Raw genomic sequence first — 13,969 nt, forward strand, 5'->3', positions numbered from 1 at the left:
TAGAAATTGCGGAGAAATATTTCATGACAGATACTTTTTCATTTAATGTAAATAGTGATGATCTACAAAAACGATCTGATCACATCAAGATGGGAATTCATCAAGCCCCAGCCCGCTCGTTACTATATGCGACCGGTCAAGTTAGTAACCCAGAAGATATGAAAAAACCTTTCATAGCTATCTGTAACTCATATGTAGAGATTATCCCTGGTCACGTTCATTTACGTGAATTAGCTGATGTTGCAAAACAAGCCATCCGTGATGCTGGTGGTATTCCATTTGAATTCAATACAATTGGTGTTGATGATGGAATTGCTATGGGTCACTTGGGTATGCGTTATTCCTTACCTTCTCGTGAATTGATTGCTGACTCAGCCGAAACTGTCATTACCGCACACTGGTTTGATGGCGTATTTTTCTTACCAAACTGTGACAAAATCACTCCTGGTATGATTATGGCCTCGTTACGTTGTAATGTACCCTCCGTATTCGTTTCTGGTGGGCCAATGAAGGCTGGACTAGATCCACAAGGAAAAGCAACAACATTGTCTTCAATGTTTGAAGCTGTTGGCGCATTCAAATCTGGTTTAATGAACGAAGAAGAATTCTTAGAAATGGAACAAAATGCATGCCCAACTTGTGGTTCTTGTGCTGGTATGTTTACAGCTAATTCAATGAACACTTTAATGGAAGTTATGGGTATCGCGCTGCCTTTCAATGGTACAGCGTTAGCCATTTCTGATGAACGACGTGACCTTATTCGCGATGGTGCCAAACAACTAATGCGCATGGTTAAAGAAAATGTTAAGCCACGTGATTTAATTACAAAAGAAGCACTTGATGACGCTATGGCACTCGACATGGCTATGGGTGGATCAACAAATACTGTGTTGCATGTTTTGTCCATCGCTCATGAAGCTGGTATTGACTATGATCAAGCAGACATCAATGAAATCGCTAAAAAGGTTCCTTATTTATCTAAGATCGCGCCTTCATCAAAATGGGCCATGGAAGATGTCCACAAAGCTGGTGGCGTACCCGCTATCATAAATGAACTAATTCGTATGGGTGGCGTCTTACATCCCGACCGTATGACAGTTACCGGAAAAACTTTACGTGAGAATGTTGCTGATCATGAAATTCTCAATGATGAAATCATCCGTAAGTTTGATGTTAACCCATACTCCAAGCAAGGTGGATTATCAATATTATATGGAAATTTGGCACCAAAAGGCTCAGTTATTAAAGCAGGTGGTGTTGATCCAAGTATTAAAATATTTACCGGTGAAGCAATTGTGTTCGATTCTGAACAGGAGGCTGTTGATGCTATTGATGCTGGTAAAATTCATGCTGGACACGTAGTTATTATCAGATATGAAGGACCTAAGGGTGGTCCCGGTATGCCTGAGATGCTTGGACCAACATCCGCAATCACAGGAATGGGACTTGGAAAAGAAGTCGCATTGGTTACAGATGGTCGTTTTTCAGGTGCATCTCGTGGTATTTCAGTCGGGCATGTTAGTCCTGAAGCTGCCGATGATGGACCAATAGCGCTTGTTGAAAATGGTGATCAAATTACAATTGATCTTGTCAAACGCACAATGCATTTGCATGTGGAAAACGATGAACTGGAACAACGCCACAAACAATTAAAGCCATTTGTTCCTAAAATTAGAAAAGGATGGATGGCACGCTATCAAGCCCTCGTAACCTCTGCAAATACAGGTGCTGTATTAAAGGGAGCAGATGAACTTTTCCCAAACTAAAGCTTTATCTTACCAGTAATAAAGGACTGACCCATGGAAAATAAAACACAAGAACTACAAGACCAGATGTTAGAAGCCCTATCACAAGTAATTGACCCAGAACTACGTTGCGATATTGTCAGTTTGGGATTGGTCTATGGATTAGCCATGGATGAAAATGGTCATGTCACCGTCAAACTTACTTTAACAACCATGGGTTGTCCGTTAACTGCGGTATTAGACACAATGATTACGCGCGCTTTACTGGCAATCGATGCTGTCAATAGTGTCAAGATCGACTTAGTTTGGGAACCAGCATGGTCTCCTGATAGAATGAGCCGTTATGCAAAAATGGTTTTAGGTGTCCATAGTTAAAAACACCATCCTTACTTCAAGTTACCGGGAGAGTAATATGAATACAATTAAATCGCTTTCAAAATTTCTTACCAAATTTTTCACCGTCTTTGTTATTTTAGTAGCCTTAGCGGCTATTTTCATTCCTAGGCCTGGCACATCACTTGCTACAACAAAAGTGGGTAACCTCTCAGCCGTATCAATATTGCTGATGATTGTTTTGTTTGGCATGGGGATCACTTTAACACCAACTGACTTTAAAAGAGTAGCTCGAAATCCATTACAAATTATTTTGGGAACAATCGCACACTACGTCATTATGCCCTTAATTGCTTTTTTATTAGTACACCTTTTTGGATTAACAGGTTTGGATTAACAGGTGCTGCTGCCGTTGGGGTGATATTGGTGGGATCAGCTCCATCTGGCACTTCCTCTAACGTTATGTCGTTTTTATCTGGCGGTGATGTTGCACTTGATGTTTCAATCGGCCTACTTTCTACATTGTTAGCACCTATCATGATTCCAACACTATTGAAACTGTTGGCTGGCAAATGGGTGCATGTTCCTTTTACATCAATGTTCTTTTCAGCATTTCAAATTGTTGTCATTCCTATCGTACTAGGTGTCATTGTTCACATGATTTTTAAAGAACACGTACAAAAAGTGATTGAATTATGCCCTTGATATCACAAGTCGCTATATTAGTAATTATTTTAGCCGTGTTGTCAGCTAATTCTAAAACCATTTTGGCAGTTTCAACCTTAATTTTAGTGCCCGTTATTATATTACACAATTTATTAGGCTACTTACTAGGCTATGGTTTCTCAAAAATGATGAAAATGAAGACGCCTCAACAAAAGGCAATCACCTTCGAAGTTGGTATGCAAGATTCTGCGCTTGCCTCTACATTAGCCATCTCATTCTTTGAACCAGCTTCGGCTATTGCCGCAGTTATGTTCTCCGTATGGCACAATATCTCCGGTTCAGTATTAGCCTCTCTTTGGAAGAATCATACAGATAATACACAAGACTAAAAATACTTTTAAAAGGACGATGCTATAAGCACCGTCCTTTTTATTTAATAACTAATTTCTATATTTATCGCAAAATTTCATTTTCAGTGAAACCACCATTAACCATTGTCACAGCATCGTTTAAGGCCATTTCAACCATATTTTTAATTGCGGTATCTGTGTAAAAGGCAATATGTGGTGATAACAGAAAGTTATCATACTGGAGTAATCGTTGTATATCTGCAGGCAATTTTGTCGTAGGCTGCTTTTGATTCATAAAATCATTTTCATTTGGTGCCACATCAAAGGCTGCACCTGCTAGCAGCCCTGACTGAAGGGCTTTTTCCAACTCAACCATATCAACAATTTCGCCACGTGCAAAATTCAACATAATTGTTCCTGGCTGAATCTTGGCAAAGAAATTCTTATCTGCCATACCACGTGTTTCGTCATTTAAAGGCGTATGAAAGCTAATCACATCTGCTCGAGACAAAGCATCATCTAGTGTCGTATAAACTACAAATGGTTCATTCTGAGCTCGATAAACAGGGTCAACGCCTAACACTGTCGCCCCCAGCGCATGAAGCATTTCTGCAAGTGCCGTTCCAATACGCCCCACACCGATTACAGCGACAGTTAAATTATGAATTTCTCGTGCTTGCCCGCCAGCTGCCCAAGTGTAATCTCCTACTGCCATAGCACGTTCAAATTTCTTGTTATGACGAATCAAGTTAAAAAGTTGCGTCAATGTGTATTCTGCAATTGCTCGGGGTGAATAAGCTGCAACATTCGATAGGCGAATATTATTAGCAAACGCTTCTGGTAAATTTAGCACGTCATAACCGACTTGTCGAATAGCGATTTGTTTAATATTGAATTGAGCAAGTTGATTGTAAATTGGTGCATTAATTGCTGTCGTTTGCTGTGTAGTAATAGCATCAAACCCTTTAGCACGTTCTACCGTACTTTCATCAAGCGGTTGGTCAATAGTCACAACTTCATGCCCAGTCTTCTCAATCCATTTCTTTACATATGGTAATTCATCTGACACTGTATTGTACATTAAAATTTTCATGATACCCTCCAAATGTGTGCTAAGAATAGTTTATTTCACCGTACCCAAGAAATACTTCTTTTTACCACGACGAACCAATACAAACTTTCCATCATAATGTTTTGTTGGGTCAATTTCAAAGTTAAGGTCTGTCACTCTCTCACCACTAATTGTTATCGCACCATTTGTGACATCTTCCCGAGCTTGACGTTTTGACTTTTCTACTTCTCCGTCAACTAAGAAATCGACAATATTCTTTTTCTCTGAAGTAATATCAAAACTTGGAACACCACCAAATGCATCTGCAATGTCTGCTGCTGAAAGATCGGCAACGTCACCACTAAATAGTGCAGCAGACAATTTTTCTGCATCTACAACCGCTTGTTCTCCATGAACGAACTTAGTCACTTCTTGTGCCAAACGTTTCTGTGCTACTCGGCCACCAGGATTGTTTTTTGACTCTTGTTCAAGTGCGTTAATTTCATCAACCCCCAAGAATGTAAAGTACTTCAAATACTTCACAACATCCTCATCACTTTGGTTAAACCAAAATTGGTAAAAAGTGTAAGGAGAAGTTTTTTCTGGATTTAACCAAATAGCATTCCCTTCTGATTTTCCAAATTTTTTGCCAGATGAATCTGTCATCAAAGGAATTGTCAAACCAAATGCTTTCGCATCATTGCCTTCAATTGAATGAATTAAATCAATACCAGATGTGATATTACCCCATTGGTCTGATCCACCAATTTGTAATTGAACATTTTGGCGGCGCCACAATTCATGGAAATCAATGCCTTGTAAAATTTGATATGTGAATTCTGTAAATGAAATACCAGTTTCTAAACGAGATGCAACCACATCCTTTTTTAACATTACATTAATAGAAAAAAGCTTTCCATAATCACGTAAAAAGTCTGTTAACGTTAACTTTCCAAGCCAATCATTATTATTTACAATAGCCGTGTTGGCATCCCCAAATAATTTAGTTACTTGTTCGGTAATGCCTTTTTCATTTTCATGTAATTGTTCTGGTGATAATAATTGACGCTCTGTAGTTGGTCGAGGATCCCCAATGGCTCCCGTTCCACCACCAATGATAATAACCGCTTTACCACCAGCATTTTGGAAACGCTTTAGTACCATGAATGGAATCAAATGCCCCAAATGTAATGAATCAGCTGTTGGGTCTGTTCCCACATACGCGCCAATTTCACCTGATTGCATTGCATTAATCAATCCCTCTTCATCAGTAACTTGATTTAGCGCACCGCGCCACTTTAAATCTTCAATAAAATTCATCGTTATCTCCTTTAATTACAGAAAAAATCGTCCTAATCTAAATAGACTAGGACGATTTTCACCGTGGTACCACCTAAATTGTAAGTCATCGGACCTACCACTTAATATGCCTTATCGCGGCACACGTCATTGATTTACACACTGTGTAACTCAACAATACCCACGGATTAGCTCACAGCAACCGCTAACTCTCTTTGACACGCATGGTATTATCTTTATCAGCGTAATGAATGTTTTTATTATACCAGAATTTCAGATAAATAGGACATTTTAATTTTACAAGAAAACGATAAGAATGTTTCATGTGAAACATTCTTATAACCGCCTATAACACATTACTTTGACAACCACAGTAATATGTTATATTATGTAGCTATAAGAGGTAACTGCATATGGATATATCAAAAGATCTCATTCGTGGTCATACGGACACCATTATTTTAAATATTCTCAGTCAAGGTGATTCTTATGGATACCAAGTTTCAAAATCCATTCGCCAATTATCCAATAAACAATATGAACTGAATGAGGCAACACTGTACACTGCGTTTAGACGCTTGGAAAAGGTCGGAGACATCCGTAGTTATTGGGGTGATCAAACCCAGGGGGCTAGACGAAAATACTATACCCTTACTGATCAGGGCCAACAACATTTTAAATCAGCACAACAAGAATGGGACTTCGCCAAAGATATCATTAGCCATTTAATTAGCGGGAGGATAAAAGATTATGATGAGCGTTGAAATGGAAATTAGAACCCGTTTGGATGTTATTTTTTCTAAATATACGCCGAACGCACAATTAACGGAATTTAAAGAAGAACTTGTAGCCGATTTATTAGAGGTTTATCAAGATTTTTCCAAAACTGATCGGTCCCATAATGAAGCTTTGGACGATGCTTTTGAGCAACTAGGTGATATTGATAGTTTGTTAAAAGACTTGAGTGAACCTAGTACAAAAGAGGAAACAAACAAAGAATCTGAGCCAAAAAGACCTTACGTGGATATTTCAAATAAAGGCGTGCACATTGGAAATTTACACATCAACAAAAAAGGCGTAACGCTTGGTGATGATATCATCCTTGATGGCAAAAATAATAAAGTCCAATTTGGTGATTGGTTGCACGTTGACCGCAATGGCGCCCGTGTGGGCGATAAATACTATAAGTTTGAAGATAATGTTGATTCAGATAGCAATGATAATTTTGAAAATAAAGACTTCAAGGAACCTAACTGGGCTAAAGCTCACCATCAATTGACCGTGCCAACTAGTAGCAAAGATTTTGTAATTGATTACAGCGAAGCTTCGATTCACTTCTATACAAATGATAAAATCGACCTCATTACTATTGATGAGTACTTTAGTCGTGATAATAGACGTTATTTTGCCACTATCTCAGAAAATGATGATAAAATTGTAGTTAACCAGGGTGAACATCCAATGCTCTTCCATGTCCGTGCTGCCGTGAACATAGGCATTCCACGCACGTTCAACACTGGGAAAATAGAAGTACAAAACCAAGCGGGCAGCTTATATGCACAAGACTTAGTTACCGAGAAGTTTAATGTTCAAATTAATGCCGGCAGTTTCAAAGTCAAAAATATGGATACCAAGACTGCAGATTGGCAACTTGCATCCGGCTCAATAAAGGCAACACATATCAAGGCTGAACAAGCTAAAATATATGCTCAATTAGGTGCTGTCAATATCAACGATGCAACTATTGATTATGCTAAAGTTAACGCTGACTTTGGTTCGGTACGTATAAACAATTTTATTGGTGGCGGAGAATTCAAGATTAATTCAGGTTCACTTCGTTTAAGAGTTGACCAACTAACAAACGATTTGAAACTAAACTCTAATTCTGGTACCATTCGCTTAACGGCTCCAGCTGATCAAGACTTCAATTTTGAACTAGCAACTAACTCAGGAGCAGTTCATTTGGATCGCAGTGACATCCATTATAATAAAAGTTTCGATGGCTATAAAAGTGGATTTGTTGGTGCTAACCCTGAATTTACAATCGATGCACAAGCAGCTATGGGTTCTATAAAGATATACTAGTACCTATATTTGATTTCTAAGCTTAAATCAACAATTATTACATGGAGGAATAACAATGACAAAACCTAAAAAATTAACTCGCTCACGTGATAACCGTGTTATTGCCGGAGTCCTTGGCGGGATTGCTAACTATTTTAATTGGGATGCTACGTTAGTTCGAATCATTTTCGTGGTATTAGGATTCCTACCCGTTCTGCCCGGAATTTTAGTTTATATCATCGCCTGGGTGTTGATTCCTGATGAACCACGTCAGACACATTATTATTCAGACGGTTCTAGAAAAGATGTCACACCTGATGACTACGATGATCGCCCTTAATCAAAACATTAATCTCAAATAGACCCTGTGGACTTTTTTCATATCCACAGGGTCTATTTACTCGCTTTGCAAAAACGCATTGTTATTTAGTATTTTCTCTGATAAATGCCAATTTTTTTGCATGAATATCATCCGTATTGAAATCACGTGGTCCATGATGCGCATCATCAACTAGTATCACCTCAGCTCTTTTACCCACTTTCTGATAATACTTTTCAGCCAATGAAACACTCTGTAAATAAGGCACTACATCATCCTTAGTTCCAGCAAATAATAACAACGGCGGCATATTCTTTGAAAAATAAGTTGCCGGATTCGCTTGTGCAACTTTACTTGGCATCTGATCCGGCCGTTTGGTACCTAACATTATTCCTTCAAATGACTGTGCCTCACCAGTTTCGCTGAATTGTGGTTTTATATTGAGCTCAGCAAACTGTTTAGAAAAATCGTCAACTTTGTAGGGCCCATACATCCCAATCACGCAACTAATTTTTGGAAAAAACGTGTGTTCCGCTGCATCTTTGAGTCTGCCCAACAATAGATGCTCAGATATCGTTGCTGCAGTTAAAACAGCTAACTGGGCCCCACTAGATTCTCCAATCAATATAATGTTGTCCGTATCAAGGCCATACTGCTTTGAATTTTTTATCAAAAAATTTATTACTGCACGAATCTCAGCGATTTGGACAGGGAAAGTTTGTTCACCTAGCTGATTAAGCGAATAATCTGGACTAACTACTGCAAAGCCATCACTCAAGAACCGTAAACTGGGATTCAGTTTATATGAGGATTTTTGTCCTCGAAGCATACCACCACCATAGATGTCTATAATAACTGGATAATTTTCCCCCACCTTAGGTAAATAAAGGTCAAGCTGATGACGATCTCCAACCGAATAGCTAAGATCATGAAAAACCCTAGCATTTTTTGGCATATTTGCTGGAATATATTTATATGTTTTATCTTTGAATAACATACTTTCATTATAAAACAATTAACGTATCCGTCAAATTGTAATAATAATATTAAAACTGATACAGATTTTACCACTACCAGCTTATAATAAGTTAAAATGGTTTAAATATAACAATTGGAGAACGTTGTATGCTTCAAAATTCTATACAACTTACAAATAATAAGCTACGTGAAATACTATTTGCTGGTCGTTTCGGTATTGAAATAGAAGAACACCGTGTACAATCAGGAAGTAAAAGCCTATCCCAGCATCCACACCCACGTGATTTAGGCAATCGGAAATATCAACCCTACTTCCAGACTGATTTCTCTGAAAGCCAAGAAGAGCTAGTCACCGCTACTAAGCATTCTTCAAAAGATGCCTTAATGCATTTGCACGAACTCCAGACTATTTTGGCATCTGAACTGGCTGAGGATGAAATCATTTGGCCTCTTTCGATGCCCCCACACATGTCTGCCAACGATATTGATTATTTGCTTAATCATTTTGAACGGTCTTGGTATCAAGAATATCGGGATGTTTTAGTCGAGCGTTATGGACCTTTCAAGCATATTATGGCTGGAATTCATGTTAATTTTTCAGCAGCTGACGACTTAGTTTGGTGGTTTGGCTCTCAAAAAGAAATCAATTCCTATCCTGTTGCCAAAAATGAATTATACTTTCAAATCGCTCAGCAGATAGCTAATTATAGGTGGCTACTGACCTATCTTTTTGGTGCAAGCCCCGTTTCTGAAAATTCAATAGATAATTTACCAACCAATTTCAAACATATGCAACCGGTTCGCTCTTGGCGCGCCAGTAATTTTGGTTTTGCAAATCATAACGATATTGAATTTGACTATACTAGCTTTGAAACGTATATGCAACAACTCCAACATTATGTTGATACTGGCCAGTTCTATGATAAAAGTGAGTTTTATGGTCCCGTACGCTTAAAGGCTCCAGGAAGTTTGAATAATATGGCACAACGTGGCGCCTCATACTTAGAGTTTAGGATGTTTGATACCAATCCTTTCACACTAGATGGTATTTCACAAGATGCGTTAAGCTTCCTCCATTTGCTAATCATCGATGCCATCATTAATCCACAGCAATGGTCAGAGGACGAGCTAAAAAGTGCGCAGTCCCTAAACCATACGGTAGCTTTACAACATCCAAATGATCCCCTCGTCCCATCACTCGCCACTTCTGCTAAACAATTGATTCAACGCTTGGAGGATATTATTAAGCTATCCCCCGCTGAACTACAGGAAGATTTTTTTAGCGCTCTCACATTCGCTAAGAATACCCTTGCTGATCCAACAAAAACTATTGGGTCCCAGTTATCAAATTTTATTAGTGATGATTCTCTGGAATCATTTGCTTTGAAACGCGGACAACAGATTTTGTCAGAACGAAAATCCAGCAGTAATAACTTTGTTTTTGCCCCTAATCACTTAAAACAAACTTACATCCAAGCGCATAAATTAGGATTTAAAACATTATTGCGCAAGGATAATTATTTACAAATAAGCCAAAACGACCACGTCTGGACGTTCACAAAAAATACAGACTTAACTAAATATGTCAAAACAAAAAAGTAATGATACGGACTGTATCATTACTTTTTTAGTAGTTGTTATCTTAAAATATCAATCAAGTTTTTGTTACTTGCTGTTTTTGCTGGTAAAATACCAAACACTAGACCAACAACTGTTGATGTTCCGAAAGCCAATAGAAATGTTGATAGTGAAACACTAGCTTTAAATGGTAGAAAAGCAGAAATTCCCATTGCTATCCCTAACCCTGCAAGGTAGCCAATCATGCCACCACTAAGTGTTAACATAACTGCTTCAATCAAAAACTGCCATAAAATTTGTTTCTGAGATGCCCCCACAGCCATCCGAATACCAATTTCTTGAGTCCGCTCACTAACTGCAATATACATCATGTTCATGACCCCAATACCGGCAATAAATAATGAAATACTGGCGACAGCAACAATAAAGTAAGTAATACCCTTAATGACTGCTGTTATACCTTTAAGCATGGCTGCTGTATCAAAAAACTCATAGGATCCGGAAGCATGTTGTGAACCAATTTTATTGAGTTGATCTTTAATATCAGTTGTTGCTTTAGATATATTTGTACCAGACACAAATGTTAGTTTTAAGGTATTCGCATTAACCGTTGCGTTACTGTTCTCAAACACGTGTCGTGGCACAACGACGTCGTAATTGTAAAATTCACCCTTTACCGCATTATTATTAATAATGCCAACAATTGTATACATTGTGCCATTGATTTCAATTCCTGAATTCAACGCATTTCGATTTGTTCGATAACCTTTCTTGGCAATTGATTGACTAACCAATGCAACTGGGTTATCCATTGAGATATCTGTTGCTTTAATGCCATGCCCAGTAATGATCTCACTGTCATTTGCTGTTGTTGCTAAATATACTGATGCTGTTATACTCTTACCATTAATGGTCCCCTCACTGGATAAGATACCATGATCATCAGACTGTACCGTAACTTTGCTGACTTTAGCATTAGCGCGAATACGCGCTAAATCATCATTGTTAAATCCGGAAATTTTAGCATCATTACTTGGCGAAAATGTAATCTCCGTCGACTGTTGTCCACTGCTGTCGGCCTGCAAATTTTTCAGCATTTCAATCCGTGCCCCATCACCAAGAGATAGGATGGTAATCACCGAAGCAATACCAATAATAATGCCAATCATAGTTAAAATACTGCGACGTTTATTCGAAATTAACGACCTGAATGAACTGACAATTAACTCACGAACCTGCATGCTGCACCTCCACGTCACTTTGTAAACGACCGTCTAAAATCCTAATTAAACGATTTGTTTGGCGTGCAACGTTTTCATCGTGTGTCACCATAATGATTGTTGTTCCATTACGATTTAGCTCTTCAAAAAGTGCCAATATTTCTCGAGATGTCGCTGAATCCAATGCCCCCGTGGGTTCATCTGCCACTAGAAAGTTAGGACGTGTGACAATTGCACGAGCAATTGCAACACGTTGCTGTTGTCCACCCGATAAATTTTTAGGTAGTTTATCATAACTGTCAGGTAATCCGACTTGCTCCAACACATCATTTACACGAGCAATAATATCACGTCGCTTCAAACCGGCATATAATAATGGCAACCCAACATTTTCGCCTACACTTTGGTTCCTAATTAGTTTGAAATTTTGAAAAACAAAACCAACTGATTGATTACGTAATCGAGCATGATCGCGTCTATTCAACTCATTAACTACAGTGCCGTTAAAATTATATTGTCCATCAAAATTATTGTCTAAAAAACCAATAATGTTAATCAATGTTGATTTCCCTGAACCGGACGGTCCCATAATCGCAACGAATTCACCAGCATTAATATTTAACGAAATTTCATGTAAAGCTTTATAATTCTCGTTTCCCTGTCGATAACTTTTGCTGACTGAAACTAAGTTAATCATCAACAACCTCTCCATTTGTCAACTTTGCATCCGGATTAGTAACCAATTCTTCCCCTTTACTAATACCAGAGTTAACAATGTACGTATCTCCATTTTGCGTTAAGTCAGCTTGAGCTCGACTAGCCTTACCATCAATAACTTTGTAGACACTGCCTTTATATACCGCTGATTTTGGAATTTTTAACTCTGACTGCGGCACCTTCACCTTAACGCTTTGTCCGTACAAAAAGTCGTTATTAACACTGGCAGAGAAAGGATAATACGTTGTTCCTTTGCCCTGACTAGATGGAATTTGTTCAATTTTTGTAATCTTAGTACTTTGTTTTGGCGAGCCATCAATACCGCTCACTGTGACATTGTCTCCAGCGTGTACCTTGCTGTAATCATATTCTGACACATTAGCTTGCAAAACTTTTTGACTTGAATTCATTGTGATGGCTGGTATACCATCTTTTGTATCGTTACTTACTGAAACAACCCCGTCAAAAGGTGCTTTCAAAGATACAGTTAATTTACCTTGTAATTCTGCTAGCTTATTTTGGGCATCTTGCAAATCACCATTTGCATCAGTTAGTGCTTGTTGCGCTTGTGTAACAGTGTCCTTTAGCGACATTTTAGTATCCGCATCTGCTTGATTGTAACTTTGTTGTGCATTTTTTAGTGTAGCTGATGCGCTGCTAACTGCGCGATTGGCTTTATTTACAACATCCTGTTGCGAACTAATAGAATCTTGCACATCTGTAGCAGTTACGGTAAGTAAAATATCACCATTTTTAACAGACTGCCCATCTTTCACATTAATCTGTTGCAATTTCCCAGTTGGTGAGTTTAAAGATTGTGTTTTTTCAGCAACCACTTTTCCTGACATTGTAAGTGGTAAGGCACTAGTTACTTTATACACTTGATACTTGTTTTTAGCCGTTGTTGCCGGCTTTACCAGTTTATGGTAAGCTTCCACACCAGTGGCAGTTAAAATACCAAGTGCAGCAACACTTCCAACAACAGTTACTATGATTTTTGTTTTGCGTTTCATATACTTCCCCTACATAACATGTTAATGATTATTCAAAACTCTTTATCGTTAACTACAAAAAGTTAAAACGCAAAGGCCATCCCAGCTCCCAAAACTACTGAAATCACAATAAAAATAATCTGTGTACGTTTTGTAATCGTACCATCCTGACGCAAAATTAATGTATATAAGAATGCCGCAACAAGATCACCAATAATGCTTGCTGCTTTATTATCATTCTTGTATAGATTCAAAACTGTTATTAGAAACAGATTAATGATTCCAACAGGTAGCATGCTTACTACTGTGGCATACCAAGAATTCATGAATGATACGGATTGCTTTGCCTCTTGTCCAAGTTGCGAAAGAAAAATAAATAATTTGCTAAATAACGCACTAAATATAACGGATGCTGTTGCTCCAACAACTATCCCAATCATTACAGGCAAAGTTGGCGTATTAAACTCAGATCCACTTACGTCTTTTATAGCGATCAAACTACCAACCATCGTTATTCCGATTAGAACCAAAGTACCAACGATTGTTAACACAATCTTAACTGTTTTTGTCATATTTCTCCCTGTTGATTACCAAGACTACAAGATTCATCATGCTTGCACCCTAACAATAGTTCAAACTGTAACAACCTGCGAAGTA

General features: G+C 38.2%; 13 protein-coding genes and 1 pseudogene. 7 read left to right on the forward strand and 7 right to left on the reverse strand.

From position 1 onward, the window contains the following. Positions 1-23 precede the first annotated feature (23 nt). The 3 genes and pseudogenes from ilvD (at position 24) to A6B45_RS10620 (ending at position 3,133) form a co-directional block, all read left to right on the forward strand. Positions 24-1,766, forward strand: coding sequence for a dihydroxy-acid dehydratase (ilvD, locus tag A6B45_RS10000; protein WP_072614425.1), 1,743 nt, complete (start codon positions 24-26; stop codon positions 1,764-1,766). Between the two features lie 33 nt (positions 1,767-1,799). Continuing rightward, entirely contained in the window at positions 1,800-2,120 is a 321-nt protein-coding gene (locus tag A6B45_RS10005; protein WP_072614426.1) for a metal-sulfur cluster assembly factor, read from the forward strand. 37 nt (positions 2,121-2,157) lie between these two features. Then, positions 2,158-3,133: pseudogene (locus A6B45_RS10620) on the forward strand (bile acid:sodium symporter family protein). A gap of 64 nt (positions 3,134-3,197) precedes the next feature. On the opposite strand, the gene A6B45_RS10015 reads toward A6B45_RS10620, so the two are convergent. Further along, entirely contained in the window at positions 3,198-4,187 is a 990-nt protein-coding gene (locus tag A6B45_RS10015; RefSeq protein WP_072614427.1) for a D-2-hydroxyacid dehydrogenase, read from the reverse strand. 30 nt (positions 4,188-4,217) lie between these two features. Further along, positions 4,218-5,465, reverse strand: coding sequence for a tyrosine--tRNA ligase (gene tyrS / locus A6B45_RS10020; RefSeq protein WP_072614428.1), 1,248 nt, complete (start codon positions 5,463-5,465; stop codon positions 4,218-4,220). A 392-nt stretch (positions 5,466-5,857) separates the two neighbouring features. On the opposite strand from tyrS, the gene A6B45_RS10025 reads away from it, so the two are divergent. Genes A6B45_RS10025 through A6B45_RS10035 form a run of 3 tightly spaced genes read left to right on the forward strand, consistent with a single transcriptional unit; the run spans position 5,858 to position 7,848 of the window. After that, entirely contained in the window at positions 5,858-6,208 is a 351-nt protein-coding gene (locus tag A6B45_RS10025) for a PadR family transcriptional regulator (RefSeq protein WP_072614429.1), read from the forward strand. Continuing rightward, complete coding sequence (locus A6B45_RS10030; protein WP_072614430.1) at positions 6,195-7,529, forward strand: DUF4097 family beta strand repeat-containing protein; 1,335 nt, start codon at positions 6,195-6,197, stop codon at positions 7,527-7,529. The genes A6B45_RS10025 and A6B45_RS10030 overlap by 14 nt, the downstream gene beginning before the upstream one ends. Positions 7,530-7,584: 55 nt before the next feature. Beyond that, positions 7,585-7,848 (forward strand): PspC domain-containing protein, encoded by a 264-nt coding sequence (locus A6B45_RS10035; protein WP_072614431.1) that lies wholly within the window; start codon positions 7,585-7,587, stop codon positions 7,846-7,848. Positions 7,849-7,930: 82 nt separating this feature from the next. Here the strand turns inward: A6B45_RS10035 and A6B45_RS10040 are convergent, their stop codons facing one another. Continuing rightward, entirely contained in the window at positions 7,931-8,824 is an 894-nt protein-coding gene (locus A6B45_RS10040; RefSeq protein ID WP_072614432.1) for an alpha/beta hydrolase, read from the reverse strand. A gap of 128 nt (positions 8,825-8,952) precedes the next feature. Between A6B45_RS10040 and A6B45_RS10045 the strand changes: the two genes are divergently transcribed. Continuing rightward, complete coding sequence (locus A6B45_RS10045; RefSeq protein WP_072614433.1) at positions 8,953-10,407, forward strand: glutamate--cysteine ligase; 1,455 nt, start codon at positions 8,953-8,955, stop codon at positions 10,405-10,407. A gap of 35 nt (positions 10,408-10,442) precedes the next feature. Here A6B45_RS10045 and A6B45_RS10050 read toward each other — a convergent pair whose 3' ends face one another. The 4 genes from A6B45_RS10050 to A6B45_RS10065 form a co-directional block, all read right to left on the reverse strand. Further along, on the reverse strand, positions 10,443-11,624 hold the full coding sequence (locus A6B45_RS10050; protein WP_072614434.1) for an ABC transporter permease: 1,182 nt from the start codon (positions 11,622-11,624) through the stop codon (positions 10,443-10,445). After that, positions 11,611-12,300, reverse strand: coding sequence for an ABC transporter ATP-binding protein (locus A6B45_RS10055; RefSeq protein ID WP_072614435.1), 690 nt, complete (start codon positions 12,298-12,300; stop codon positions 11,611-11,613). Before A6B45_RS10055 ends, A6B45_RS10050 begins: the two co-directional genes overlap by 14 nt. Further along, positions 12,293-13,333 carry an efflux RND transporter periplasmic adaptor subunit gene (locus A6B45_RS10060; protein ID WP_072614436.1) on the reverse strand — a complete coding sequence of 347 codons (1,041 nt, stop codon included), beginning with the start codon at positions 13,331-13,333 and terminating at the stop codon, positions 12,293-12,295. The genes A6B45_RS10055 and A6B45_RS10060 overlap by 8 nt, the downstream gene beginning before the upstream one ends. A 62-nt stretch (positions 13,334-13,395) precedes the next feature. Beyond that, positions 13,396-13,884, reverse strand: coding sequence for an MFS transporter (locus tag A6B45_RS10065; RefSeq protein WP_072614437.1), 489 nt, complete (start codon positions 13,882-13,884; stop codon positions 13,396-13,398). Between the last annotated feature and the right edge of the window lie 85 nt (positions 13,885-13,969).

Origin of the sequence: Leuconostoc suionicum, assembly GCF_001891125.1 — a bacterium.
Taxonomy (GTDB): Bacteria; Bacillota; Bacilli; order Lactobacillales; family Lactobacillaceae; genus Leuconostoc; species Leuconostoc suionicum.

Coding starts and splice junctions, on each gene's coding strand:
- A6B45_RS10005 (WP_072614426.1), top strand. CDS start 1,800: ATGGAAAATAAAACACAAGAACTACAAGACCAGATGTTAGAAGCCCTA.
- ilvD (WP_072614425.1), top strand. CDS start 24: ATGACAGATACTTTTTCATTTAATGTAAATAGTGATGATCTACAAAAA.
- A6B45_RS10040 (WP_072614432.1), bottom strand. CDS start 8,824: ATGTTATTCAAAGATAAAACATATAAATATATTCCAGCAAATATGCCA.
- A6B45_RS10050 (WP_072614434.1), bottom strand. CDS start 11,624: ATGCAGGTTCGTGAGTTAATTGTCAGTTCATTCAGGTCGTTAATTTCG.
- A6B45_RS10025 (WP_072614429.1), top strand. CDS start 5,858: ATGGATATATCAAAAGATCTCATTCGTGGTCATACGGACACCATTATT.
- tyrS (WP_072614428.1), bottom strand. CDS start 5,465: ATGAATTTTATTGAAGATTTAAAGTGGCGCGGTGCGCTAAATCAAGTT.
- A6B45_RS10045 (WP_072614433.1), top strand. CDS start 8,953: ATGCTTCAAAATTCTATACAACTTACAAATAATAAGCTACGTGAAATA.
- A6B45_RS10060 (WP_072614436.1), bottom strand. CDS start 13,333: ATGAAACGCAAAACAAAAATCATAGTAACTGTTGTTGGAAGTGTTGCT.
- A6B45_RS10065 (WP_072614437.1), bottom strand. CDS start 13,884: ATGACAAAAACAGTTAAGATTGTGTTAACAATCGTTGGTACTTTGGTT.
- A6B45_RS10035 (WP_072614431.1), top strand. CDS start 7,585: ATGACAAAACCTAAAAAATTAACTCGCTCACGTGATAACCGTGTTATT.
- A6B45_RS10055 (WP_072614435.1), bottom strand. CDS start 12,300: ATGATTAACTTAGTTTCAGTCAGCAAAAGTTATCGACAGGGAAACGAG.
- A6B45_RS10030 (WP_072614430.1), top strand. CDS start 6,195: ATGATGAGCGTTGAAATGGAAATTAGAACCCGTTTGGATGTTATTTTT.
- A6B45_RS10015 (WP_072614427.1), bottom strand. CDS start 4,187: ATGAAAATTTTAATGTACAATACAGTGTCAGATGAATTACCATATGTA.